The sequence below is a fragment of the Acidiphilium cryptum JF-5 genome (assembly GCF_000016725.1).
GTDB classification, from domain to species: domain Bacteria; phylum Pseudomonadota; class Alphaproteobacteria; order Acetobacterales; family Acetobacteraceae; genus Acidiphilium; species Acidiphilium multivorum.
The window spans coordinates 482,509-505,863 of record NC_009484.1 but is presented as its reverse complement, the minus strand read 5'-3'; the positions used below and the strand labels follow the sequence as shown (position 1 = coordinate 505,863).

25 protein-coding genes are annotated in these 23,355 nt (G+C 62.7%); 15 read left to right on the top strand and 10 right to left on the bottom strand.

The window, feature by feature from the left end; genetic code table 11:
• Nucleotides 1–404: 404 nt before the first annotated feature.
• On the top strand, nucleotides 405–3,284 hold the full coding sequence (locus ACRY_RS04715; RefSeq protein ID WP_011941536.1) for an autotransporter domain-containing protein: 2,880 nt from the start codon (nucleotides 405–407) through the stop codon (nucleotides 3,282–3,284).
• Between the two features lie 15 nt (nucleotides 3,285–3,299).
• Here the strand turns inward: ACRY_RS04715 and ACRY_RS04710 are convergent, their stop codons facing one another.
• The 3 genes from ACRY_RS04710 to ACRY_RS04700 all read right to left on the bottom strand — a co-directional run bounded on the left by ACRY_RS04710 (nucleotide 3,300) and on the right by ACRY_RS04700 (nucleotide 6,947).
• The gene (locus tag ACRY_RS04710; protein WP_081432870.1) at nucleotides 3,300–4,622 is read right to left on the bottom strand and encodes an MFS transporter; all 1,323 of its coding nucleotides are present in this window, start codon (nucleotides 4,620–4,622) and stop codon (nucleotides 3,300–3,302) included.
• A gap of 165 nt (nucleotides 4,623–4,787) precedes the next feature.
• Complete coding sequence (locus ACRY_RS04705) at nucleotides 4,788–6,254, bottom strand: sensor histidine kinase (RefSeq protein ID WP_011941534.1); 1,467 nt, start codon at nucleotides 6,252–6,254, stop codon at nucleotides 4,788–4,790.
• A gap of 9 nt (nucleotides 6,255–6,263) precedes the next feature.
• Nucleotides 6,264–6,947, bottom strand: coding sequence for a response regulator transcription factor (locus ACRY_RS04700; RefSeq protein WP_011941533.1), 684 nt, complete (start codon nucleotides 6,945–6,947; stop codon nucleotides 6,264–6,266).
• 1,062 nt (nucleotides 6,948–8,009) lie between these two features.
• Between ACRY_RS04700 and ACRY_RS04695 the strand changes: the two genes are divergently transcribed.
• Genes ACRY_RS04695 through ACRY_RS04680 form a run of 4 tightly spaced genes read left to right on the top strand, consistent with a single transcriptional unit; the run spans nucleotide 8,010 to nucleotide 10,049 of the window.
• On the top strand, nucleotides 8,010–8,432 hold the full coding sequence (locus ACRY_RS04695; RefSeq protein ID WP_011941530.1) for an HPr kinase/phosphorylase: 423 nt from the start codon (nucleotides 8,010–8,012) through the stop codon (nucleotides 8,430–8,432).
• Nucleotides 8,429–9,340: an RNase adapter RapZ gene (gene rapZ, locus ACRY_RS04690; protein WP_011941529.1), complete on the top strand. Its 912-nt coding sequence runs from the start codon at nucleotides 8,429–8,431 to the stop codon at nucleotides 9,338–9,340. Before ACRY_RS04695 ends, rapZ begins: the two co-directional genes overlap by 4 nt.
• Nucleotides 9,337–9,759: a PTS sugar transporter subunit IIA gene (locus ACRY_RS04685; RefSeq protein ID WP_011941528.1), complete on the top strand. Its 423-nt coding sequence runs from the start codon at nucleotides 9,337–9,339 to the stop codon at nucleotides 9,757–9,759. The genes rapZ and ACRY_RS04685 overlap by 4 nt, the downstream gene beginning before the upstream one ends.
• On the top strand, nucleotides 9,756–10,049 hold the full coding sequence (locus tag ACRY_RS04680; protein WP_013639469.1) for an HPr family phosphocarrier protein: 294 nt from the start codon (nucleotides 9,756–9,758) through the stop codon (nucleotides 10,047–10,049). Before ACRY_RS04685 ends, ACRY_RS04680 begins: the two co-directional genes overlap by 4 nt.
• 92 nt (nucleotides 10,050–10,141) lie before the next feature.
• Here the strand turns inward: ACRY_RS04680 and ACRY_RS04675 are convergent, their stop codons facing one another.
• The 6 genes from ACRY_RS04675 to ACRY_RS04650 all read right to left on the bottom strand — a co-directional run bounded on the left by ACRY_RS04675 (nucleotide 10,142) and on the right by ACRY_RS04650 (nucleotide 15,215).
• Nucleotides 10,142–10,912 (bottom strand): Bax inhibitor-1/YccA family protein, encoded by a 771-nt coding sequence (locus ACRY_RS04675; RefSeq protein ID WP_007422286.1) that lies wholly within the window; start codon nucleotides 10,910–10,912, stop codon nucleotides 10,142–10,144.
• Between the two features lie 140 nt (nucleotides 10,913–11,052).
• Nucleotides 11,053–11,322 carry a 30S ribosomal protein S15 gene (gene rpsO, locus ACRY_RS04670; protein WP_007422287.1) on the bottom strand — a complete coding sequence of 90 codons (270 nt, stop codon included), beginning with the start codon at nucleotides 11,320–11,322 and terminating at the stop codon, nucleotides 11,053–11,055.
• 23 nt (nucleotides 11,323–11,345) lie between these two features.
• Nucleotides 11,346–12,281, bottom strand: a complete 936-nt coding sequence (gene truB / locus ACRY_RS04665; RefSeq protein WP_007422288.1) for a tRNA pseudouridine(55) synthase TruB — start codon at nucleotides 12,279–12,281, stop codon at nucleotides 11,346–11,348.
• A 75-nt stretch (nucleotides 12,282–12,356) separates the two neighbouring features.
• A complete protein-coding gene (locus ACRY_RS04660) occupies nucleotides 12,357–13,244 on the bottom strand; it encodes a prephenate/arogenate dehydrogenase family protein (protein ID WP_013639467.1) in 888 nt (295 codons plus the stop codon).
• A complete protein-coding gene (gene hisC / locus ACRY_RS04655; RefSeq protein WP_011941526.1) occupies nucleotides 13,237–14,331 on the bottom strand; it encodes a histidinol-phosphate transaminase in 1,095 nt (364 codons plus the stop codon). The genes ACRY_RS04660 and hisC overlap by 8 nt, the downstream gene beginning before the upstream one ends.
• Nucleotides 14,328–15,215, bottom strand: a complete 888-nt coding sequence (locus ACRY_RS04650) for a chorismate mutase (protein ID WP_011941525.1) — start codon at nucleotides 15,213–15,215, stop codon at nucleotides 14,328–14,330. Before ACRY_RS04650 ends, hisC begins: the two co-directional genes overlap by 4 nt.
• A gap of 105 nt (nucleotides 15,216–15,320) precedes the next feature.
• On the opposite strand from ACRY_RS04650, the gene metX reads away from it, so the two are divergent.
• Genes metX through ACRY_RS04600 form a run of 10 tightly spaced genes read left to right on the top strand, consistent with a single transcriptional unit; the run spans nucleotide 15,321 to nucleotide 23,003 of the window.
• A complete protein-coding gene (metX, locus tag ACRY_RS04645; RefSeq protein ID WP_007422292.1) occupies nucleotides 15,321–16,466 on the top strand; it encodes a homoserine O-acetyltransferase MetX in 1,146 nt (381 codons plus the stop codon).
• A gap of 35 nt (nucleotides 16,467–16,501) precedes the next feature.
• The gene (gene metW / locus ACRY_RS04640; protein WP_035185074.1) at nucleotides 16,502–17,116 is read left to right on the top strand and encodes a methionine biosynthesis protein MetW; all 615 of its coding nucleotides are present in this window, start codon (nucleotides 16,502–16,504) and stop codon (nucleotides 17,114–17,116) included.
• 22 nt (nucleotides 17,117–17,138) lie between these two features.
• Entirely contained in the window at nucleotides 17,139–17,876 is a 738-nt protein-coding gene (locus ACRY_RS04635) for an ABC transporter ATP-binding protein (protein ID WP_007422294.1), read from the top strand.
• Nucleotides 17,873–18,673 carry an ABC transporter permease gene (locus ACRY_RS04630; RefSeq protein ID WP_007422295.1) on the top strand — a complete coding sequence of 267 codons (801 nt, stop codon included), beginning with the start codon at nucleotides 17,873–17,875 and terminating at the stop codon, nucleotides 18,671–18,673. The genes ACRY_RS04635 and ACRY_RS04630 overlap by 4 nt, the downstream gene beginning before the upstream one ends.
• Nucleotides 18,674–18,710: 37 nt before the next feature.
• Nucleotides 18,711–19,325 carry a histidine phosphatase family protein gene (locus ACRY_RS04625; protein WP_231295339.1) on the top strand — a complete coding sequence of 205 codons (615 nt, stop codon included), beginning with the start codon at nucleotides 18,711–18,713 and terminating at the stop codon, nucleotides 19,323–19,325.
• A 57-nt stretch (nucleotides 19,326–19,382) separates the two neighbouring features.
• Nucleotides 19,383–20,111 (top strand): lipid-binding SYLF domain-containing protein, encoded by a 729-nt coding sequence (locus ACRY_RS04620; RefSeq protein WP_007422297.1) that lies wholly within the window; start codon nucleotides 19,383–19,385, stop codon nucleotides 20,109–20,111.
• A 38-nt stretch (nucleotides 20,112–20,149) separates the two neighbouring features.
• Nucleotides 20,150–20,626: a YcgN family cysteine cluster protein gene (locus tag ACRY_RS04615; RefSeq protein ID WP_011941523.1), complete on the top strand. Its 477-nt coding sequence runs from the start codon at nucleotides 20,150–20,152 to the stop codon at nucleotides 20,624–20,626.
• 8 nt (nucleotides 20,627–20,634) lie between these two features.
• Entirely contained in the window at nucleotides 20,635–21,360 is a 726-nt protein-coding gene (locus tag ACRY_RS04610) for a M48 family metallopeptidase (RefSeq protein ID WP_011941522.1), read from the top strand.
• Between the two features lie 41 nt (nucleotides 21,361–21,401).
• Nucleotides 21,402–22,409 carry a zinc-binding alcohol dehydrogenase family protein gene (locus ACRY_RS04605; RefSeq protein ID WP_007422300.1) on the top strand — a complete coding sequence of 336 codons (1,008 nt, stop codon included), beginning with the start codon at nucleotides 21,402–21,404 and terminating at the stop codon, nucleotides 22,407–22,409.
• The gene (locus ACRY_RS04600; RefSeq protein WP_011941521.1) at nucleotides 22,410–23,003 is read left to right on the top strand and encodes a Maf family protein; all 594 of its coding nucleotides are present in this window, start codon (nucleotides 22,410–22,412) and stop codon (nucleotides 23,001–23,003) included.
• Here the strand turns inward: ACRY_RS04600 and ACRY_RS04595 are convergent.
• Entirely contained in the window at nucleotides 22,979–23,332 is a 354-nt protein-coding gene (locus tag ACRY_RS04595; RefSeq protein ID WP_011941520.1) for an accessory factor UbiK family protein, read from the bottom strand. The two genes, ACRY_RS04600 and ACRY_RS04595, sit on opposite strands and share 25 nt — an antisense overlap.
• Nucleotides 23,333–23,355 lie beyond the last annotated feature (23 nt).

Below are 23,355 nucleotides of genomic sequence, written 5' to 3'. Positions count from 1 at the left end.
AGAATAGGAAAGCCGTTGGCTCGCGTTCCGATGTGGTTCGTCGCCGGGCGCGTACAGTCCTCGACGACTCTTGATCCGATTGGATCGGAAGATGTTTTTATCATTTCGGTATCGTTTAATTTTTTAATGATAATAAAATTTAGCGATCGTAATTTTTATTTATTTTAACTTAATTTATATTTTGATTTATTCGATAGTTAGAATTATATCTCAACGATATCGAAAATTTATTTTTTAACACATAATTTAGATTAACTTCGTAGCGTGTGTCACACCATGACACGCATCGACCTTCCTCTAGCTCATCCTGCCCGCCCCTCGGCATGCTCCACAAAGCGTGCCGGCGCTATCGATACCGCGCGTCTTCCAGCACCGGGCCGAGATCATCATGACGGGGAACGGATATGAAGATCTCAAGGCGGTTCTCCCTCCTTGCCGCCACGGCGTTGAGCCTGTCTGCCTGTTCGGGCGGCGGGGGGGGTGGCGGTGGCACCGCCTCGTCGAGCCTGCCCGCGCCGTCATCGGTTTCCACACCAACGTCCCCGACCTCGACGCCTCTCCTGTCGACCTTGCAGACGCTGATCAATCTTGGGACGGCCCAGACCTGGACCTACCCCGCGTATAATCAGTATGTGCCGACCACTGTGGTTACCGCGATACAGGAGGGAGCCACCGGGACTGGCGTATCTATCGGAATCCTCGATACCGGCGCCAATACCGGCGTGCAGGCCCTCCAGGGACGGGTTGCCTGGTTCAACTCATACCTCGCTCAGGGCAATAACACGCTAAATCAGAATAACATCGCGTCAGCGAACGACCCTTATGGTCACGGGTCGATCGTGACGGCGCTCCTCGGAGGAGCGACCCAAGGCACCTACGACAATACGCAAGGGCCAGTGAACTTCTTTGCTGGCGGCGTTGCGCCAGATGCGACGCTTTACGTCGCCCAGACCTGCGATGCCACCGGCGCCTGCACGCTCTACGGCAAGACGTATCAGGACCTGATGGCCAACGGTGTTCATCTGTTCAACCAGTCCCTCGCAGAAAATGCCAGCAGTTTCTCGACGGCCTCGGCCGCCATCCAGGCTTCGCAGCAGATCGGGGCACTATTCGCGCCATTCGGTACCGGCAATCTTTATGTGTGGGCAGCGGGCAACAACCCGCAGTCGCCAAACGATATCAGCGTCGAGGCAGAGGCGCCGGCTTACACGAATTCGTTGCAGCCCCAATGGATCTCGGCGGTGAATGTCGACATCAATAGCCTGGGTCAGGTGAGCGGCCTCGACCCGACATCCAACGCCTGCGGCATCACCGCCCAATGGTGCATTGCCGCGCCGGGTTACGACCAGGTGCCGATCGTCGCCGGGACCTCATTCAATACCGGTTTTGCAGTTGGCACGTCTTTTTCCGCGCCGATCATCACCGGTGTGGCCGCGCTGATCTGGCAGAAATTTCCGTGGTTCACGCCGGCCAATGTCTCCGATACACTCCTGACCACGGCAACGCCTCTCGGCTCGGCGCCCGCCCCCAACACCACCTATGGCTGGGGCCTTGTGAACGCCGCCGCTGCGATCAACGGACCCGCTCAGTTCGCCTTCGGCACCTTCACCGCCAACATTGGCAGCGATCAGGGCACGTTCTCGAACAATATCGGCGGCTCCGGCGGCCTCGTCGTTGACGGCACCACCGGCACGCTCACCCTCACCGGCAATGACGGATATGCCGGCGGCACCACCATCAACGGCGGAAACCTTGCCCTCACGGGTTCGCTCGGCTCGGCCGTCACGATCAACGGAGGCAGCTTCGGCGGCTCCGGCACCGTCAATGGAAGCGTGACAAACGCCGGCGGCACGTTGGTCAGCCAGGCCGCCGCCGGTAGCAGCGGCCTTACCATCAACGGAAACTACGCAACAGGCTCCGGGAGTTCGACGGCGATCGCGATCGGCAATCCGCTGACCGTCAGCGGCAAGGCACAACTCAACGGAACCTTCAAGGTTCTGGCGCCGCCGCAGACCTACCTGCCGCAATCGATCGAGACATTCATCAGGGCCGGCTCGATTCAGGGCGCCTTCTCCAACCAGACCTATGGCGCTGGCGTTTATTATACCGTGAGCAACCTGCAATATGGCGCTCAGGATCTGACGGCGACGGTAACGCGTTCGAACGTCGCCCAGGTCGCTGCGGCCATGCCGGGCGCAACCCCGGTTGCGGTGGCGGCGGCTTCCGGCGTTCAGGGAGCCCTGCAGCAGATCAACACCTGGTCAGCTGGTGAGGCGGCGGCCAACCCGACCTTCCTGAACGCTGTCGCCGCCGTTCTCTCCGCCAGAACCGCCCAGCAGGCACAGGCAAGCCTCATCAGCCTGTCCGGTGAAATCTATCCAACGCTTCGCACGATCACGATCGACGAGGACATGTCGATCAGCCGTGCGATCGCCGGTCATGCGGCCGAACACCAAGCCGGCCCGACGACCTCCGTCTGGGTGCGCTATCTTGGAACCTTCGGCAGCTTCCGTGAGACCGGGACAGATGCCGCCCATTACAACGACAACGGGGTTGTGGTGGGCCTTGACACGCCTATCGCACCGGATTTCACGGCCGGGGTCGCCTTTGCCCATGACCAGGCCAATGCAAGCCTCAACGGCTTCGGCGGGCGGTTCCGCAGCGACCTTGATACCGCAACCGCCTATGCCCGCCTTGGCGGTGCCGCCGGCCCTTACCTGACGGGTCAGGTCAGTTATGGGTGGATGAACGGGCGGGTCGATCGCTCGGTCCTGCTCGGCTACCAGACGGCCCCCGTCAGCAGCGAACCGACGGGAACGATCGGCGGCCTCGCGGCGGAAGCGGGCTATCGCATCGGGGCCTGGACGCCCTATGTTCGACTCGGCGCCGTGCACCTCTATGAACACGCGGTCAGTGAAACCGGCGGCCTCGGGTTCGGCCTCGCGATGCCGGCTGTCGACCAGACAGACGGGTATGTGACGACCGGCCTGCGCGGCCGGACGGTGCTCGATCTCTTCGGCCACGCGATACTGGCCAGCGGGCGTCTGGCATGGCAGCATCGGCTGGGCGGAAGCAGCAATAGTCAGGGTGCCTTCGAAGCGACGCCGGCTGCCACATTCAACCTGTCGGGACAGAACATGCCGGTGAATGTCCTTCGGGCCGGCTTTCAGCTGAGCGGCAGGCTTGACCGGGCATGGAGCTGGAATGCCGGTGTCAGCGTAAATTACGCGCCGTCCGGCATGAATGCCGAGGCCGTCAATGTCGGGCTCAAGGCCCGCTTTTGATCCCCGCATACCCAGTCATTGCGGCAGTGGCTGCCCTTTCGTTTCCGGCATGAACGGCGCGACAATGAGGCCGATGACATAGATCACGGAAAAGGCCAGCGCGACATGTGCCAGCCCGCCCAGCGCGCCAATCAATTCCCCAGCCATCAGCGGACCGAGAAACGCGATAAACCGCGAGGCATTGAAGACAAATGCCGAAGCAGTACCGCGCACATTGGTTGCGAAGAGTTCCGGCAGATAGATCGCGTACCAGGAAAACGCGCCGAGGGTCCAGAAGCCGTTCAGCCATGAGGCGAAGAGCAGCGTGGCGAGGGAATGTGACCATAGATAGACCGCCGGTGTCATGACGAGGCCACCGACGAACAGGAAGACTAGGTAACGCCGCCTGCCCATCCAGTCGGCAAGGAAGCCAGAAACGAGATAGCCAACCACGGCTCCCGCAGTGTAGACGAGCCCGGCAACGCTCGCCCAGTATGGCCCGTGAAGCCCGTGATGGGCAGCGAAGCCCCCGACGAAGCCGGGTATCCAAGTGGCGATTCCCCACCACCCCATCGTCGTGCTGATCGACATCAGGCAGGCCAGCACGGTCCGGCGCCGGCCCTCCGGATCGGCGAAGAGCTGGAAGAGCGTGAAAGGACGCGCCGACTGGCTCAGCCTGCCGGAATTTTCAGTCACGGCCCAGCGCTTCTCGCGAACCGCCCGTGCCCATGCTTCTGAATCGTCGATGCGGCGACGCAGAAACAGCACAAGAAAGCCCGGAAGGACGCCGACCAGAAACATCGCACGCCACGCGTCGGGCCCCAACGGACGCAGCAGGTACCAGACGGCTGCAGCGAGGAAGGCGCCGAACCCGAAGCCGGACTGCAGAAAGCCGGCGCCCTTGGGGCGGGCCTCGTTCGGCCAGGTTTCGGCCAGCAGCGAATTGCCAGTGCTCCATTCGCTACCGAGAAACAGGCCGGTGAGGAAGCGGAACGCCACAAGCATGCCGACCGATGTGCTGAATGCGGTCAGGCCGGTAAACAGACTGTAGCCAACCACCGATATCAGCAGCATCCGCTTGCGACCGACATAATCGGCAGCAATGCCGCCAACCGTTCCACCGGCCGCCCAGCCGAGCAGGGTAATGGCAATGGCAAGGCCGGCGGCGGCATGGATGTGCCCGCGTTCGGGCGCTGGCAGAAGCGCGACCATCGCAGGGCCAATCACGGTGATCAGGGCGTAGGTCTCATATCCGTCGAACACCCAGCCGAAGAAGGCGGCGGTCAACACCCGCCAATGGGCGGGGGTCAGACGCGCGCTCCAGGACGAAGGCGCAGCGGCGCTCGTGGTATCGGTCATGGTCTCATCCTCCCCGGACGCTATGCTGGATGAAGAGATGACGCGGACAGATTGCGCCCCGCACCCGCCGCCCCGTTTCATGGCCCGCATCCCGCAATTGATCACGGTATCGGGACGGCGCGGTCGGATGTCAATCAGAGTCGAAATGAACCGGGAGGCGCGGAATCACGCCATCGATGACGCAGCTTCCTGGCGCGGTGATTGTGGCGGAGCATTGTCCCTCTGGGACAGGATGAGACGCGCCCGCAGGCCCGGCTCGTTGTTTTCCAGGAGCAGCGAACCTCCGTGGAGTTGTGCGATTGCGGAAACAAGCGCAAGCCCCAACCCTGACCCCGGCGTGGAACGCGCCGCCTCGGCGCGATAGAATCGCTCGGTGGCACGTGACAGGTCTGCCTCCGGAATGCCCGGACCATGATCAGCGATCTGGATTTCCACATGGCCACCGCCGGCATGGGCGGCTATGACCACCCTGTCGGTTTCACGGGAAAACTTGATCGCGTTATCCAGCAGGTTGGAGACCGCCTGCTGCAGCATGTCGCGGTCACCAAAAATCGGGATCGATTTCGGCCAGTCACGGACAATGAGAATGCCTCGTTCCTCGGCCAACGCATCGAAAAACTCTGCCAAATCGTCGAGCACAGGCGCGAGATCGACATCCCTGAACGCCGAACGGCGGGCGCCGGCCTCGATCTCGGCGATGCGAAGCAGGGCCTGAAACACGTTAACAATTCCGTCGAGATCCAAGGTTGCCCGCTCGACGGCGCTTTGCAGTTCCTCGGTGGTTCGCGCATGTGCAGCGGCGTCTTCGAGCCTCGCACGGGCGCGTGTAATCGGCGTGCGAAGATCGTGCGCGATCGAATTCGACACTTCGCGGACGCCGTCCATGAGTTTCGCGATGCGATCGAGCATGTCGTTGATCGTTTCAGCAAGTTCATCGAACTCGTCACCGTTGCCCGAGCGGCGGACCCGCCGGGTCAGGTCTCCGCGGGCGATGGCCCGGGTTATGCCGGAAATGTCGGCCAGTGACCGCTTGAACAGGCCGCGAATGACGATCGCTCCGAGCACACCGAGAAACGCCATTGCCGCAAGGGCCCAGAGCAGCCCATCGCGGAGAATACGCCGCAACTGGGCGCGCGTGCTGACATCCCGGCCGACCAGCAGTTGAAACCCACCCGGCAGTTCGTAATAGCGCATCAGAGCCGTCGATTTGCGGCCGCCTCGCTCGAGCGGCACCTGATACCAGACGTGAGCAGTATTGATGCCTTGCGGCCATCGGCTCATGTTGCCGGCAATCCGGTTTCCCAGCGGATCGACCAGCAGGTAGATGGCGTGGTCGTTGATGTCCTCGCTGATCCGACTGTCCAGGGTCAGAACCAGTCCGGTCAACCCGCCTGCCTCGAAATGAGCGGCCAGGCTGCGTGCGTCGACGCGGATCGCCTCATGGGTCTGCCTCCCGAGCAGGCCGATCGTCGAATAGTAGAGCGAGCCGGCCAGAACGATGGCCGAAATCCCGAAAACAAGCGCGTAGAAAATCGCAAACCGAACGCCAGCCGAACGCAATAGGCGATTATGTCGGACGTGCCTCTGGGGCAAGCCTCGCAGTTCTTCGGTATCGGAGGCGCCGCTGCTCACAACGCGTTCTCAGGGTTCCTCGACCCTCAACATGTATCCGGCATTGCGTACCGTATGCAGAAGCGGGGTGTCGAAGGGCTTGTCGATCTTCTGGCGGAGACGGGAGATATGAACGTCGATCACGTTCGTCTGCGGATCGAAGTGATAGTCCCACACTCCCTCCAGCAACATGGTCCGGGTCACGACCTGGCCGGCATGGCGCATCAGATACTCGAGCAGCCGGAATTCACGGGGCTGCAGATCGATCTTTTGTCCGGCCCGCTTCACGCCTCTCGACAGCAGATCCATTTCGAGGTCGCCGACGTTCAGGCGCGTCGCCGGACCTTCGCCCTTGCCACGCCGGGCCATCGCTTCGACCCGGGCCAGAAGTTCGGCAAACGCGAAAGGTTTGGTGAGATAGTCATCGCCGCCGGCCTTGAGGCCCTTGACGCGATCATCCACCTCACCCAGGGCCGACAGGAACAGAACCGGCGTCACGTTGTCCTGCGCACGAAGCGTCTCCAGAAGGCGCAGGCCGTCGATCCCGCCCGGCAGCATCCGGTCGAGAATGATCGCATCGAAATTCTCCGATGCCGCCATGAAAAGCCCATCCCGCCCGTTATCCGCATGCTCGACCGTATGCCCCGCCTCGCGCAGCCCCTTCACCACGAAGCCGCCGACATCCTTATCATCTTCCACCACGAGTATTCGCATCAGTCGCTCCCAAGTTCGCCGGCCTGCGGCCGACCATGACAGACAGGCCAGAGATGTCGCCGTCTCGCATCACCTGCAATGTTCAATATGCGCCGACCGCACCGAGATGAAGGCTCGCATCAACACACCCGCATCATATATCGGAACTCTGTTCATCGCGTGAACGATGTCACCTCGCCGCAGCCCCGGATTCGAGGCAAGTTCAGGGAATTCAACGCCAACCAGCCTCACCCCTGCACTCGTTCCGGCCGATCGATCCCTGATACGCCAGACGGGCCTTATGGAATACAACCATCGGCTGTTGTGCCTGACAATGTGAGAAGGAACAGGTTGGCCACAGCCGCGCGTCACGGTGAACGTCCTGGAAGTCGCCGTAACCAGGCGATTGGTTGCGATGAAGTCTGCGCCGCCTTGATGGAATATCCACGCTTCGCCGGGCCAATCATGACATTGCCGCGACCAGATGCAGGACGCCGAAAGGAAATCCTGCTGGGCTGGATACATTCTCCGGGTCGCCGCCGCGCATCACCGTCGCTGGCAATCGCAAGGCCTGCGACCATGAGCAACGATCCGCCCCGAAAGCGCCGGGCGATATTCACCGGCATGGCTTCGCGGCCGGCCGTGACAAAACGACAGTGCGAACGATGAAGCCGATCAAAAAAGCACGGCATGAAGCCGGCATGGCAATTCCTACTGATTGGGCCAGACCGCCTGCAACATCAGCCGTCTGCAACCTAGGATCGCTCAAGCACCTTTGCATAAGCGTTGCAGCAACGTTACGACGCATGCATGTTTGCATCCGAATTGCTGCCGGAAGCGACAGAAAACAAAAGGAGTCCTTGAACAGCCCACACACCGGATTGCTCGCGTTGAAATTTTTTCATATTTTTGGATTATATTAATTAATTAAATTTTATCAAATCCTTATTTCCTGAAATATCTCGTTTTCTGCCTTTGTTGGCCTCACGGCAATACGTCGAACCGGGCCAGCGGCATCGTCAGAGCGGCATCGTCGGCTGCCCCCTTCCTCTTTCGCCTGAAACTTGCCACAATTAAACTCAAATGCTTTTGCATGGTTCTTGTGCGGCACTAGGCGACGACGCGGTTTTGCTGCTGGGCCCGCCCGGGTCCGGCAAATCTGACTTGTTGCTCAAGCTGATCGACCGCGGCTTCAACCTTGTGGCCGATGATCAGGTGCAGGTCGCCGGGGACCAGGTATCCGCACCGGACACACTTGCTGGCATGATTGAGTTGCGTGGGATCGGGCTGTTCGGCGTGCCAGCAGTCCGCCAGGCGACTTTGAAGCTCGTCGTTCAGCTCTGCGGGATCGAAGAACGTTTGCCGAAACCTCGCACCAATGACATCCTGAACGCACCGGAGATCACCATAAACCCGCATTCCTGCTCGGCACCGATCCGGATTCATTGGGCGCTCGACGCACTTGGCGGCCGCCGTATGCAGTATTGCGGGAGCTTCGTCGAATGAGCGCACGCATGGTGATCGTTACCGGCCTCTCCGGCGCAGGACGCAATTCCGTTTTGCGCGCGCTGGAAGATATCGGTTATGAGGCGGTGGATAACCCGCCGTTGCGGATCGTCGAAACGTTGGTGCGGGGCGACAAGCCGCTGGCAGTCGGCGTGGACGCTCGGACCCGGGATTTTTCGGCCGAGGATGTCCTGTCGACCATCGATCGGCTGCAGACACGGGGATGTGTCCGCCCAGAACTCATATTCATCACGGCGAGCCCAGAAGCATTGCAGCGCCGCTTCAGCGAAACGAGGCGTCGGCATCCTTTGGCATTGGCCGGCACCGTGAGCGAAGGAATCGAAACCGAACAGGCCCTGACCCGCACCCTTCGCAATGCGGCGGACTGGGTTATCGATACCTCCGAACTCTCCCTGGCCGGGCTTCGGCAAATCATTGATCAGCGTTTCGGGCTTGGCGGCCCGGGAATGTCCATCACGCTGGTTTCATTCGGATATCCGTCTGGATTGCCGCAGGAAGCCGACCTTGTGCTCGACACCCGCTTCCTGCGCAATCCCCATTACATACCGGACCTGCGCGACAGGACCGGCCTCGATCCCCAGGTAAGGGACTATATCCGACAGGATCCCGATTTTCCCGAATTCTTCGAGCGGGTCAGCGGCCTGACCGATTATCTGTTGCCGCGTTTTGTTCGTGAGGGCAAGAAATACGTCATGATCGCGTTTGGTTGCACGGGCGGAAAGCACCGCTCGGTCTCTCTCGTGGAGATGCTGGGGAGCCGTCTGCGCAATGCTGACTGGAATGTCCTGATTGAGCATCGCAGCCTCGGCTCCAGATCCGTAGGCGGTGCGTGGAAGGCGATGCCGGGAGCCCATCAAGGTGCTCCGATGCCCGGAGTCCAGAAATGATCGGTATGGTGCTCGTAAGCCATGGCAAGCTTGGCGTCGCTCTCCGCGAGGCGCTGGAGCATGTCGTCGGTCCGCAGAGAAACATCGCGACCGTCTCCGTCGAGGCGGATGCCGATATTGAAACCCAGCGCAAGGAAATTGCCGATCGCGTTGCCGATGTCGATACAGGTGACGGCGTGGTGGTTCTGACCGACATGTTCGGAGGAACGCCGTGCAACCTGTCGATGAGCATGCTGGAGCGCGACGACGTGGAGGTAATCGCCGGGGTCAACCTGCCGATGCTGGTCAAGCTGGCAAAGGTCCGCGGCTCACATAGCCTGGCAGATGCCGTTCATTGCGCGGAAGAAGCCGGTCGAAAATACATTGCCTGTGGATCAGAGATCCTCCACCCCGTCACACCGAAGCGTGCGTGCGGATGAGCGCCGATCATTCGCCCGTTCGCTTGGCCCAGACGGTCACCATCTGCAATGCCCGCGGCCTTCATGCGCGCGCCGCAGCCAAATTGGTGACTTTGGCCGAGAAATTCAGCGCGTCCGTCGAGGTATCCCGCGATGGTCAGTCCGTTTCGGCGCAATCAATCATGGGATTGATGATGTTGGGGGCGGGACTCGGTTCAACTATCGAGATTACCGCCGAAGGCTGGGACGCTAAGGAAGCCTTGGCGGCCGTTGTCGAACTGGTCGAGGCCGGATTTTACGAGAACGGCTGAATTCGTTCCTCTAATCGCGACAGGTCTGAGCAAAAAAACAGGCTCCAGAAATCAACTGGAGCCTGTTCTGCAAGGATTTACAGATCCTGAAATCAGTTCCGACGATTGCCCATGAACTGCAACAGGAAGAGGAACAGGTTGATGAAGTTCAGATAGAGTTGAAGTGCGTCATAAACGCTCCGCTTCGCCGCCATTCCGGCGCCGAACCGGTAACCGTACTGGACATAATCAGCCTTGATCCGTTGCGTGTCGTATGCCGCAAGCCCAGTGAACACCAGCACACCGATCGCGCTGATTGCGAACTGCATGGCCGGAGAGTGAAGAAAGATGTTCACCACCATGGCAATCAGCAGACCGATCACACCCATCACCAGAAAGCTGCCGAATTTCGTAAGGTCGGTTCGCGTCGTGTAGCCGTAGATGCTCATCGCCGCGAAGGTGCCGGCCGTGACGAAAAACGTCGTCAGGATGGACTGCCCGGTATAAACTAGAAAAATATTGGTCAGACTTGCGCCCATCAGACCACAGAATGCCCAGAACAGGGCCTGAGCCTGCGTGGTGCTCAGTTTGTTCACTCCGAAGCTCATCACGAGCATGAACGCCAGCGGTGCGAAGATGCTGATATAGGCAAGGATGCCAGGCTCGCGGATCATTGCGCCGCCGGGCGTCGCAACCAGCGGATAGAACGCGTTGATCAGCCCGGTATGCGAGATCGCATACGAGACAATGGCCGTCAGCAGCAGGCCTGACGCCATCCAGTTATAGACCCGCAGCATATAGGCGCGCAGACCCTCGTCCAGAACGCCTGCACCTGCCGCAACGGTTGCGCTGCGATAGGAACGCATGTCGGGACCCATAGCCATGATTGCTTGATACTCCTCGTCGAGCGGCGGAATGCCGCTGTCGACCCTATTTTGGCCATTCGCGCCCGCCGATCAAGCGGAATCGGCAGGCGGCATGTGAGTTCGGCGTAACGATTTGGAGCGCGAAACGCTCCAGCCGGTCAACGGCGCAGGCCGAGACGGCCGATCAGGGCCTCGTAACGCTTGACGTCCTGGCGTTTCACATAATCGAGCAGTCGGCGGCGACGGCCAACCAGCATCAGCAGGCCGCGGCGCGAGTGGAAATCCTTGGCATGTGTCTTGAGATGCTCGGTGAGGTTGACGATCCGCTCGGTCAACAGCGCGACCTGCACCTCGGGGCTGCCCGTATCATTCGCCTTGTTGGCATATTCGCCGATCAGTTCCTGCCGGCGGTCCGGTGTAATCGACATCGCATAGACTCCTGTTTCTGAAATTAAAGCACACGTTCCGGCTTGAGTTGGCCGTCAGTCAGACGACCTAGCGCCACGAAACGGCGACCCGCCATCAGCCGCGCCAATCCGCCATCGGGATCGCAGGCCAACGGAATCCGACCCATGAACTGGACAAGGCTCAATGCCTGGCCATTTCTAAGGGCAGCGGCTTCCGCTTCGGTCAGGGCCAGGGCCGGGATGTCGTCCAGCGCGGTCTCGACGGGAAGCAGGAAGTCCGGATCGCGGGCGAGGCTATCGCCGGAATCGGCGATCTTGTCCAGCGTCGTCGAGCCCGTTTCGGCAAAGGGGCCAACGGAAAGACGACGCAATGCAGCTATGTGCCCCACAGTGTTCACCGCACGCGCCAAATCGCGCGCCAACGACCGCATGTAGACCCCTTTGCCTGACTCCACCTCGAAAATCGCATGATCAGGGTCGGGCCGGTCGATAAGGTCGAACCGGTCGATCTGCGCCGGGCGAGGCGGCAACTCAGGCGGCAGACCGGCGCGCGCCAGGTCGTAGGCACGCTCACCATCAACCTTGATTGCTGAGAACGCCGGCGGAACCTGCATGATCGTACCGCGAAACGCGACGAGGGCAGCATCGATGTCCGACGTTTCCGGCCGGAAATCGGACGTCATGACTACCGCGCCATCCGCGTCGTCGGTATCACGCGCCTCGCCGAAACGAAGGGTGAAGCGATACCGCTTGGTCCCGTCCATGACATAGGGCACCATCTTTGTCGCCCGGCCCAGGGCAATCGGCAGGACGCCCGTCGCCAACGGATCGAGCGTGCCGCCGTGGCCGACTTTCGCGGCCTGGAGCAATCGCTTGATGCGGGCCACAGCATGCGCACTGGTAATCCCCGGCGGCTTGTCCAGCACGATCCAGCCGTCGATAATACGTCCACGCTTCTGCCGCGTCTGATTCGGCGCCATATTGACCTTCGGATTGCTCGGGTTGTGCGGCTGATAGCGAAGCCGGTGCCCCGTGGCAAACCGGCAAGGCCTCGCTCAGGCCTGATTGATGTCGATCAGCGCCTGGCGGATCTTGCGGCCGCGCAGAACCTTGTCCTCGATGTAAGCGGCATCGCCCCACCGAACGGCGCGTGCCATGGCCTGCGCATCCTCAGTGAAGCGGGCCAGCATTTCCAGTAGTGCCTCGCGATTGTTGAGGAACACGTCGCGCCACATTGTCGGGTCGGACGCAGCGATCCGGGTGAAATCCCGGAAGCCGGAGGCGGCGAACTGCAGCACTTCCTGCCTGGTCTCGTCGGCGAGGTCGTCCGCCGTGCCGCAGATCGTGAAGGCAATGAGGTGCGGCAGATGACTGACAATCGCCACCACCCGATCGTGATGGGCGGCATCCATGACACTGACCATCGCGCCACAGCGCTCCCAGAACGTCCGCATGCGGCTGATCGCATCCTGATCCGTGCCCGGCACCGGAGTAAGAAGACACCAGCGGCCCTTGAACAGACCCGCGAACCCTGCATCGGGACCCGAAAACTCTGTCCCGGCCATCGGATGAGCGGGGACAAAATGCACCCCTTCCGGCAGGTGCGGCCCGATATCGCGGATCACGGACTGCTTGGTCGATCCGACATCGCTGACGATTGCGCCCGGCGCGAGATGGGGGCCAATCGCCTCGGCCAAGGCGGCGTAGGCGCCCACCGGCGCGCAGAAGATGACGCAATCCGCCCCCTGCACGGCGCGTGCGGGGTCAATCTCGCATTCATCGGCAATGCCCAGTTCCATGACACGGTCGAGCGTTGCCTGCGTTCGGGCATTGGCTACGATCGTCCGGGCCAGATCGCCGCGCTCGCGGGCAACCCGCGCGATCGACGAGCCGATCAACCCGATTCCCAGCAGGGCAAGGCGGTTGAACAGCGGCTCAGCCATGGTTTTGGCCGAAATCATCGAGCGCGTCGGCGACGGTCGAGCATTCCTCGTCGGTTCCGATCGTGATCCTCAGGCATTGCGGCAATCCATAGGCCGCCACCTGCCGAACAATGATGCCCCGGCTGCGCAGATGAGTATCGGCAGCGGCTGCACGATCGGCGGTCTCAAGATCGGCCAGCAGGAAATTCGCCTCGCTCGGCCAGACGCGGAATCCCGCTCGTTCGATCCGCGCCGCCAGTTCCGTCCGGGCGCGGGTGTTATGGTTGCGGCAACGCTCGACCCAGCCCGGCTCGGCGAGCGCGGCAATCCCCGCGGCGGCGGCGGGGCCGCTCACGTTGAAGGGCATACGGGTCCGGTTCAGCACATCGACAATCGCGAGTGGCGCATAGGCCCAGCCCAGGCGCACGCCGCCAAGCCCGAACATTTTCGAGAATGTGCGGGTCATCACCGTGTTCTGGCCGGAATCGACCAGTTCGACGCCCGGGTCGTAATCGGCGCGCTCGACATATTCCGCATAGGCTGCGTCGAGGACCAGCAATACATCCGGCGGTAGTTCCGCCCGAAGCCGGGAGACGTCCGAGGCGGGCACGAGGCTGCCGGTCGGATTGTTCGGATTGGCCAGGAACACAAGCCGGGTCGCCGGCGTCACCTCGGCGAGCATGGCATCGATATCGGCCGTCAGATTTCGTTCCGGCGCCTTCCGCACATTCATCCCGGCGAGTCGTGCGGCGATCTCATAGATCAGGAACCCGTGCCGGCTCATCACCAGTTCGGTCCCCGGCCCACCATAGGACTGGATCAGCAGGGCAATCAGGTCATCGGATCCGTTCCCACAAACGATCCGCGCCGGGTCGAGGCAGAAGCGACGACCGATCGCCGCACGCAGCGATGTCGCCCCTCCATCCGGATAGCGATGGGCGATTGCCGCCACTTCGGTCAGCGCCGCGATGGCGCCAGGCGGCGGGCCGAACGCGCCCTCGTTGGACGACAGCTTGATGACCCGGTTCACCCCATCGAGCCTTGATTCGCCCCCGACGTAGGGTGGAACCGAAAAGACGGCGGGGCGCGCGGTGGGCAGACCGCTCATCGCGAGGGACCAGACGCACCAACTGGCGCGGCATACGACCCGAGCACGACAGGCGGCGCGAGGAAACCGGCCAGCGTGCCGAGTCGGGCATCCTCGCGCGGCACATACCCCTCGACGTCAGCCAGCGCATAACCGACCTCCCGCCGCGTAACCCTGCGGAGCAGCAGGGAGCCGACATCGAATCCGGCATCGCGCAACATCCCGACGATCCGCGCCGTGCTGGTATCGGGGACGATCTCAATGCCGATCAGGCTGCGGTCATTCCCGCTTGCGTCCGGCACAAAGGATGAGACGACATAGGCGTCGGCCTGCGGCACACCCTCCCCTCGCCGTCCCCAGAAGGGCAGCTTTGCAACGATGGACAGACGCGGCGGGCCTCCATGCATCAGGCCGACCCACCACGCCGCCTGATCATCGTCCTCATCGGATGGAAGCGGCAAAACCGCTGCATGCGCCGCAGCGCCGGTGACATCGGCGAGGGCCTGGGAGGGCGTGCGGTGGCGGCGCATGGCGGTCAGCGGCCCGAAATGCTCGCGCGCGACGGCCAGCAGTTCGGCCTGCACGCCGTCAGCGACGGCGATGACGAGCCCTCCCTCGATCATCAGGGCGCCGGAAAACAGTTCCCGCCAGATCCTGACGATCGTGTGCTGGGGGAGCGATCCCTGGTGCCGATCGAGCAGGCGGCGCAGGATCGCCGCCTCGCGCCCGGGACGGATCGGCACGCCGCGTTTCCCCCCCTGAGAGGCAACGCGCTCGATGATCTCCGCGCGCTGCATCAGCATGTCGTGGATCCGGTCATCCAGCGCATCGATCTCGGCGCGAAGCCTGGCAAGCGTCTCCGGAGCAGTATCGTTCGGGGTCGGCGAAGGCGGCGTTTCAGACATGATAATCCAACATACTGACTTTCAACCTATCTGATACAGGAGGCACGCCGCACGGCAAGCCCCATCCTTGCCGCCCGCATGGGTTGAGCGCATATCGGGCGGGCCATGGATCAGTCCCCTTTCCCTGACATAGCCCATCAGACGGCATCGTTTTCAGATGGCCTCGTTCTTGACTGCGGCACGACGCTGCAGCGGCTCGAGGTGGCCTACCGCACCTATGGCTCGCTGAACGCCGAGAAGAGCAACGCGATCCTCATCTGTCATGCGCTAACGGGAGACCAGTACGTTGCCGAGCCGCACCCTCTTACGGGAAAGCCGGGCTGGTGGAACGCCCTGGTCGGCGCCGGCAAGCCGGTCGACACTGATCGGTTCTTCGTGATCTGCGCGAATGTGCTGGGCGGATGCATGGGATCGACGGGACCACGCAGCCGACGCGATCACGGGGCCGACGAGCCCTGGTCGATCGACTTTCCTGCGATCACCGTTCAGGACATGGTGCGCGCCCAGAAGAAGCTGGTTGACTGGCTTGGAATCGAACGCCTTTTCGCGGTTGTCGGCGGATCGATGGGGGGCATGCAGGTGCTCGCCTGGGCTTCGCTGTTTCCGGACCGCGTGTTTGCCGCCGTGCCGATCGCGACCGCGCCTTATCATTCCGCGCAGAACATTGCTTTCCATGAGGTCGGCCGGCAAGCGATCTATACCGACCCTGATTTTCATGGTGGCCACTACCGGACACATGGCGTGATTCCCGCCCGCGGCCTCGCCGTCGCGCGCATGACCGCACATATCACCTATCTTTCGGAAGCGGCCCTGACCAGGAAATTCGGCCGCCGGCTACAGCGCCAGAACGCCCTCGCCGCGCCCGTATTCGGTGAACGCTTCGCGGTCGAAAGCTATCTCGAACACCAGGGATCGAGCTTCGTGCGGCGATTCGATGCCAACTCGTATCTCGTGATCACGCGGGCAATGGACTATTTCGATCTCGCCGCCGACCATGGCGGGTCGCTGTCGGCCGCCTTTCGCGGCACGAAGACACGCTTCCTTCTGGTATCCTTCAGTTCCGACTGGCTGTTCCCGACAGCGGAAAGCCGGGCTATGGCGCGCGCACTGAATCAGGTCGCGGCGAATGTCAGCTTCGTCGAGATCGTCAGTGACAAGGGGCACGATGCTTTCCTGCTCGACGAACCCGACTTCCATCGTACCGTCGCCGGCTTCATCTCCGGCGCGGCCGAAGCGGCGGGCCTGCAATGAGCCAGCAAGCGCCGGTGCGGTTCGTCGGCAAGAACATGCGCGTCGACCTCGAACTGATCGCAGAGATGATCCCGCCAGGCTCGCGGGTCCTCGATATCGGCTGCGGCGACGGCGCATTGATCGACCTTCTCGCCCGCACGCGCAGGTGCGATGCGCGGGGCATCGAGATCGACATGGCGGAAGTCACGCGCGCCGTAGCCCATGGCCTGCCGGTCATGCAGGGCGATGCGGATGCGGACCTTATCCACTACCCCGATGCCGCGTTCGATTACGTCGTGCTTTCGCGCACGCTTCAGGCGGTCGAACAGCCGCGGGAGGTGCTGCGCCAGATGCTGCGGGTCGGCACCAGGGCCATCGTCAGCTTCCCGAATTTCGGCCACTGGAGCCTGCGCTGGCAGCTCTTTTCGACCGGCCGCATGCCGATGACGACGACATGGAACAGGATGTGGTACGAGACGCCGAATATCCATCCATGCACGATTCGCGACTTCTTCGACCTCTGCGCGACAGAACACTATCAGGTCGAGCAATGGCTTGCCGCCGACGAGGCCGGCCGCCGTGCCCCCTGGCGGCGCTTTCCACTGCTTGCCAATCTGTTTGGGGAACAGGGGCTTTTCGTGCTGAGGCGCGAGCCGGCGGCGGAAGACTGAAAACGGCCTCAGTGACATCGGCATGGATACGATCAACGTCGAGAACCTGACCAAGAGCTTCGGCGCCGTGCGCGCGGTGGAGGGCGTGAGTTTCAGAGTCGCTCCGGGCACCACCTGCGGCCTGCTCGGGGGCAATGGCGCGGGCAAGACGACAACGATTTCGATGCTTCTCGGCATCCTGGCGCCCGACGCCGGAGCGATCCGCGTGCTCGGCCACGACATGGCGCGCGACCGGTTCGCCGCGCTGGCCCGGATGAATTATTCGTCGCCCTATGTCGCCTTGCCGATGCGGCTGACCGTCGAGGAAAATCTGCGCGTCTACGGTCATCTATACAACGTTCCGCAGCTTGAGCGGCGGATTCGCGAACTGGCCCGGGATTTCGATCTCGAGGCACTCCTGCGCCGCAAGGCGGGCGCGCTTTCGGCCGGACAGAAAACCCGCGTCGCGCTGGCCAAGGCGCTGATCAACCGCCCCGCCCTGATTCTGCTCGATGAGCCAACAGCAAGCCTCGATCCGGATACCGCGGATTACGTCCGCACCGGGCTCGAACGCTATCGCGACGAAACGGGCGCGGCGATCCTGCTCGCCTCGCACAACATGGCCGAAGTGGAGCGGCTCTGTGCCGAGGTTCTGATGATGAAGGGTGGACGCATCGTCGATCGCGGCACGCCGGCCGGGCTGATTGCGCGATATGGCCGCGGTGATCTTGAGCAGGTCTTTCTCGCCATCGCGCGCGGCACGGAGTCCCGGGCATCATGATTGCCGCTCTGCGCCGCATCTGGGGTCTGATGTATCGCCATTTCTGCCTTTACCGGCGGTCCTGGCCGCGCCTGCTCGAACTCGCCTACTGGCCGACGCTCGAATTGCTGATCTGGGGCTTCACGGCGAAATTCGTCGTTCAGGGCCATGCAGACCTGCCGGTACGCGCCGCCGGCGCGCTGATCGGCGGCGTGCTGCTCTGGGAAGTCGCCCTTCGCGCGCAGATGGGGGTAACGATCTCGTTCCTCGAAGAAATCTGGTCCCGTAACCTGGGCCATGTCTTCGTCAGCCCGCTGCGCCCGCGGGAGATGGTCTTCGCGCTGCTCGGTGTCTCCGTCATGCGCTCCCTCGCCGGCCTTGCGCCGGCCGCCGTCATCGCCTTTCTGCTCTACGACTTCAACGTCTTTACATTTGGCCCCGCCCTCATCCTGTTCATGCTGAACCTGTTTCTCATGGGCTGGTGGCTCGCCCTGGGCGTGATTTCGCTGCTGTTCCGCTATGGGGCGTCGGCTGAGGCGCTGGCCTGGACACTGGCTTTCGGCCTCACTCCGGTCGCCTGCGTCTTCTATCCGGCCTCGATTCTCCCCGGCTGGTTACGCCCCGTCGCCGACGCGCTGCCGGCCGCCCACATTTTCGCGGGCATGCGCAGCGCGCTCTACCGGCACGTGACGGATTTCAGCCAACTTGGAATCGCGTTCGGCCTGAATGGCATCTGGATGGCTGCCGCAGCCATGATTTTTGCCGCCCAGTTCAGGGCGGCGCGACGCAATGGCGCGCTGGTCACGATCGGCGAATGATCCCAGCCCGGCCCCACCTCGAATGACGGAACTCGACATGAAACCGACGACCTTCTGGCTGATCCGCCATGCCACCGTCACGCCGGACGCACTCGCCCTTCTCTATGGGCAGATGGACGTGCCGATCTGCGGCGAACGCCGCCTGCGGGACACGCCACGCTATGCCGCGCTCGCCAGCAGCCTGCCCCGCCCGGCTCATTGGGTCGTCACCCCGCTCTCCCGCACGCGGCTGACAGCTGAAGCGATCATGGCGGCCGGATACGGACCGGTCGTCCCTCAGGTCGAGGAAACCCTGATCGAGCAGGATTTCGGGATCTGGCAGGGAATGAACATGTCGGAGTTCAACCGGCGCGGTTCGCCGCATCCGTTCTGGCCGGTGGGCGGAGATGAGCAGCCGCCGGAAGGCGAGAGCTTCGCCCAGTTGCGCGCGCGTGTCGGCGCCGGTCTCGACCGGCTGGGCGACGCGCACCGGGGGAAGGACGTCGTTGCCGTCTCTCACGGCGGAGCAATCCGGGCGGCCGTTGCCCACGCTCTCGACCTCACGGCGCACCAGGCGCTCAGCCTCGCGATCGAGAATCTTTCCGTCACACGGATCGAGCACCACGGTCACGCATGGCGGGTCGTCACGGTCAATGAACAAATTTCCATTTGAACGACAGGCGGATTGAGGCCAAATCAATTTCCCAGATCGTTCAGACGGAGACGGTTGATGATGAAACATAATGACGTGGTTCGCGGCGTCGCTCGCGGAACGACCAGGGTTGGCATCGCAGCGCTGCTGCTCGCGATTCCGCTTGCCTCCTGCGCATCGGACGCGGGAACGCCGAATGCGGCACAGGAACTCGTCGACCGGTCGACGCTCACCATCGAGACCATGCTGGGGTCGGGCACTGCGTCCGCCGGCCAGGCGACTCAGCTGCTACGCAACGCAAAGGCCGTCGTCGTTTGTCCAAGGATCTTCAAGGCCGGATTCTTCGTTGGCGGCGAAGGCGGGAGTTGCGTTCTCGTGTCGCGCGCGGCGGGCGGCTCCTGGTCTGATCCGGCATTCTACACCATGGGCAGCGGCAGCTTCGGCCTGCAGATCGGCGCCCAGGACGCCGAGGTCATCATGCTGCTGATGAACAACACCGCACTGAACGCGTTCCTCAACAGCCAGTTCAAGATTGGCGCCGATGCCGGCGTATCGGTGGCAACCCTCGGCGCCGGCATTGGCGGTTCCAGTGGCACCGCCCTCGGCGCCGATATCGTGACCTTCGCCAAGTCCCGCGGACTTTATGGCGGGATATCCTTGTCAGGCTCGGTTTTCTCGAATGACGCGGCACTAGACCAGCAATATTACGGCCAGACGGTCGGCCCGCGGCAGATTGTTGTGAACATGACGGTCAACAACGCAGGGGCCAATCCGCTTCGCGCCATGCTCGCCAAATACGGCGGATAATGCTTTTCCGGCACGTCCCGCCGGGCTAGGCTGTTGTCATGTCGAAAGCTGGCAACGCACCGTTCTGGCGCACGAAACGCCTCGAAGAGATGACCCCGTCGGAATGGGAGTCCCTTTGCGACGGGTGCGGCCGCTGCTGCCTGCACAAGCTGCGGGACGAGGAAACGAATGAACTTGCGTTCACCAATGTCTCGTGCCGCCTGCTGGATACGGCAACGGGGCGATGCCGAAATTATGAAAACCGGCTTCGCGAGGTGCCCGACTGTTCGGCGCTCACACCCGAGCTTGTCACCGCCATCGACTGGCTGCCGCCGTCCTGCGCGTATCGGCTGATTGCCGAAGGCAAGGATTTGCCGGATTGGCACCCGCTGCTGACGGGTGATCCGGAAAGCACATTTCGTGCAGGCGCGTCGGTTGCGGGACGGGTGCGAAGCGAGACCTCGGTGCATCACCTTGAGGACCATATCGTGAACTGGCCGGCCTGTTGGCCGCGCGCCAGGTGCCACGCCGGATAGGAGCCAACGTGCCGGTCGTCCCGTTCGATGTCGAACCACATGACGGGGCCGAACCCGTAGTGATCGGCGGACTGCAGACATCGATTTTATGGCGACGAAGCGCCCGCGCGCGGCGGATCGCCCTGCGAATCGACCCTCAGGGCGGACGGATCGTGATCACGCTGCCGCCTCGCGGATCGCGGAAAGCGGGCCTGGCGCTGCTCCGCGGCCATGAAATATGGGTTGCCGAACGTCTTGCCGCCCTGCCCGCTCCGGTCATCATCGCGGATGGCAACGAAATCCCGATTTTCGGACGGCCTCACCGGATCATCCATGACCCGTCTCTGCGCGGTGGTGCAATCATCGAACAGGCCGCCATACGGATCGGCGGTCATCCGGAGTTCCTGGCCCGGCGCGTGAGGGATGCGTTGCACGACCTCGCGTTGCGGGAACTGTCGGCCCAGGCGCGCGACAAGGCCGCACATGTCGGCGCCCGCCCCGCGGCCATCCGGGTCAAGGACACCAGGACGCGATGGGGCAGTTGCGCGGCGAACGGGACCCTGATGTTTTCATGGCGCCTGATCATGGCGCCGTCTTTCGTTCAGGACTATGTCGTTGCGCACGAAGCGGCGCATCTGCGCCACATGAATCATGGCCCGGATTTCTGGCGGCTTGCCGAGATGCTGACGCCGCACCGGGTCGCGGCAACATCCTGGCTCGCCGCTGAGGGGCCTGGATTGTTGCGGATTTCCTGAAACGGGCACGGATCTTCCGTCCCCAAAGATGAGGCCAACTCATGAAAGCTGTCGCCTTCACTCACTCTCTGCCAGTCACTGCCGACGAGGCGCTGATCGATATCGAGGCACCCGATCCGGTATTGCGGACTCACGACGTTCTCGTCGAGGTTCGCGCCGTGTCGGTGAACCCGGTAGACACCAAGATCCGGCGGCGTAACGAACCGCTCGGCGAGCCCCGCATCCTCGGCTTCGATGCCGCTGGAATCGTGCGCTCGGTTGGTCCCGGCGTCACGCGCTTCGGCATCGGCGACGAGGTCTTCTACGCCGGCTCCGTTGACCGCCAGGGCAGCAACGCCCAGTTCCACGCAGTCGATGAGCGGATCATCGCCCGCAAGCCGCGCTCGCTGAGCTTCGCCGAAGCCGCAGCCCTGCCGCTGACGACACTCACAGCATGGGAAATGCTCTTCGACCGGTTTTCCATCCCGCGCGACCGCGTGCATCACGATACGTTGCTGATTGTCGGCGGCGCAGGCGGCGTCGGCTCGATGGCGATCCAGCTTGCCTGCCAGTTGACGGGACTCGTCGTGGTCGCGACGGCCTCACGGCCGGAAACCATCAACTGGTGCTCATCTCTCGGCGCGCATCACGTAATCAATCACCACCATCCGCTGGCGCACCAGCTCGAGACATGCGAAGTGAGCGCGCCAAGCTACATATTCTGCACCAACCACGTCGAACGGCACTGGCGCGAATTGTGCCATGTGCTTGCCCCGGAAGGGCGGATTGGGCTCATCGAATCGACGGGGCCGCTTGATATGAACGAAATCTTCAACAAGTCGGCCTCGGTGCACACCGAATACATGTTCGCGCGCTCGCTGCATCAGACAACGCAGATGATCGAACAGCATCACATCCTGCAATCGGTGAGCCGGCTCGTCGACCAAGGTGTCCTCCGCACGACGATGACCGAGAATTACGGCCCGATCACGGCCGCCAATCTACGCCGTGCCCACGCGGCGGTCGAAAGCGGAACCACACGCGGGAAGATCGTGCTCGAGGGATTCTGAGTGCGGGTGATTCTCGCCAGCACCTCGGTCACCCGGCAGTCGATGCTGAAGGCGGCCGGTGTGCTTGCGGATACCGAGTCATCGGGGGTCGATGAAGCGCCCATCAAGCACGCCGGCACGCTGGCCGGCCAGTCGGCTGCGGTGGTTGCGGCCAGGCTTGCCCGGGAGAAGGCTCTCGCGGTGTCTGCCCGTCATCCCGATGCGGTCGTGATCGGCGCCGATCAGATGCTGGATTGCGAAGGCGCATGGTTTGACAAGCCCGCCGACCGGGAGGAGGCCGCCCAAACCCTGCTCCGGCTTTCCGGCCGGACGCACCGGCTCGAGACCAGCATTGCCTGCGTCCGTGACGGCGAAGTGACGTGGTTTCACGGCGAGGCGCCGAGGCTGACCATGCGGCCTCTCTCGGACGCCTTCATTACCGCCTATCTAGCCGCCGAGGGCGAGGCCGCACTGCACTCGGTCGGCGCCTATCGCCTTGAGGGGCCGGGCATTCAACTTTTCGAGCGGATCGAGGGGGATTTCTTCACGATCCTCGGCCTGCCCCTGCTGCCGCTGCTTGGCTATCTGCGTCAGATCGGCGTATTGCCATCCTGATCCGGGACCGCCAGCGGATCCGTTGCCGGCGCCTCGGCCACCCCGTCGGCACCGGCATCGGGTCCGACGGGGCGTGGAGCCGCCGGAATTACCATGTCCTCAAGATGCGCAACACGGGAGGCAAGGGCTTCGGATTCCGCACGCGCCCTGGCCGCAAGCTCCATCACCGCATCGAATTCCTCGCGCCTGACAAGGTCGAGCCGCCGGATCGCCTCGTCGACCCGCGCCCGCACCAGGGCTGAGATTTCGTCGCGCAGGCCGCTGGCCGCCGAGAGCGCGCCGCCGGCAAGGCCTGCCAGATCATCAAAAAACCGCGGTCTCTCGGTCATGCCAATTCTCCTGCAGAGTGGTG

Coding starts and splice junctions, on each gene's coding strand:
- ACRY_RS04675 (WP_007422286.1), bottom strand. CDS start 10,912: ATGGCTATGGGTCCCGACATGCGTTCCTATCGCAGCGCAACCGTTGCG.
- ACRY_RS04595 (WP_011941520.1), bottom strand. CDS start 23,332: ATGACCGAGAGACCGCGGTTTTTTGATGATCTGGCAGGCCTTGCCGGC.
- ACRY_RS04695 (WP_011941530.1), top strand. CDS start 8,010: ATGCTTTTGCATGGTTCTTGTGCGGCACTAGGCGACGACGCGGTTTTG.
- rapZ (WP_011941529.1), top strand. CDS start 8,429: ATGAGCGCACGCATGGTGATCGTTACCGGCCTCTCCGGCGCAGGACGC.
- ACRY_RS04700 (WP_011941533.1), bottom strand. CDS start 6,947: ATGCGAATACTCGTGGTGGAAGATGATAAGGATGTCGGCGGCTTCGTG.
- truB (WP_007422288.1), bottom strand. CDS start 12,281: ATGGCGCCGAATCAGACGCGGCAGAAGCGTGGACGTATTATCGACGGC.
- metX (WP_007422292.1), top strand. CDS start 15,321: ATGGATCAGTCCCCTTTCCCTGACATAGCCCATCAGACGGCATCGTTT.
- hisC (WP_011941526.1), bottom strand. CDS start 14,331: ATGAGCGGTCTGCCCACCGCGCGCCCCGCCGTCTTTTCGGTTCCACCC.
- ACRY_RS04680 (WP_013639469.1), top strand. CDS start 9,756: ATGAGCGCCGATCATTCGCCCGTTCGCTTGGCCCAGACGGTCACCATC.
- ACRY_RS04710 (WP_081432870.1), bottom strand. CDS start 4,622: ATGACCGATACCACGAGCGCCGCTGCGCCTTCGTCCTGGAGCGCGCGT.
- ACRY_RS04650 (WP_011941525.1), bottom strand. CDS start 15,215: ATGTCTGAAACGCCGCCTTCGCCGACCCCGAACGATACTGCTCCGGAG.
- ACRY_RS04630 (WP_007422295.1), top strand. CDS start 17,873: ATGATTGCCGCTCTGCGCCGCATCTGGGGTCTGATGTATCGCCATTTC.
- rpsO (WP_007422287.1), bottom strand. CDS start 11,322: ATGTCGATTACACCGGACCGCCGGCAGGAACTGATCGGCGAATATGCC.
- ACRY_RS04615 (WP_011941523.1), top strand. CDS start 20,150: ATGTCGAAAGCTGGCAACGCACCGTTCTGGCGCACGAAACGCCTCGAA.
- metW (WP_035185074.1), top strand. CDS start 16,502: ATGCGCGTCGACCTCGAACTGATCGCAGAGATGATCCCGCCAGGCTCG.
- ACRY_RS04685 (WP_011941528.1), top strand. CDS start 9,337: ATGATCGGTATGGTGCTCGTAAGCCATGGCAAGCTTGGCGTCGCTCTC.
- ACRY_RS04635 (WP_007422294.1), top strand. CDS start 17,139: ATGGATACGATCAACGTCGAGAACCTGACCAAGAGCTTCGGCGCCGTG.
- ACRY_RS04620 (WP_007422297.1), top strand. CDS start 19,383: ATGATGAAACATAATGACGTGGTTCGCGGCGTCGCTCGCGGAACGACC.
- ACRY_RS04625 (WP_231295339.1), top strand. CDS start 18,711: ATGAAACCGACGACCTTCTGGCTGATCCGCCATGCCACCGTCACGCCG.
- ACRY_RS04660 (WP_013639467.1), bottom strand. CDS start 13,244: ATGGCTGAGCCGCTGTTCAACCGCCTTGCCCTGCTGGGAATCGGGTTG.
- ACRY_RS04605 (WP_007422300.1), top strand. CDS start 21,402: ATGAAAGCTGTCGCCTTCACTCACTCTCTGCCAGTCACTGCCGACGAG.
- ACRY_RS04715 (WP_011941536.1), top strand. CDS start 405: ATGAAGATCTCAAGGCGGTTCTCCCTCCTTGCCGCCACGGCGTTGAGC.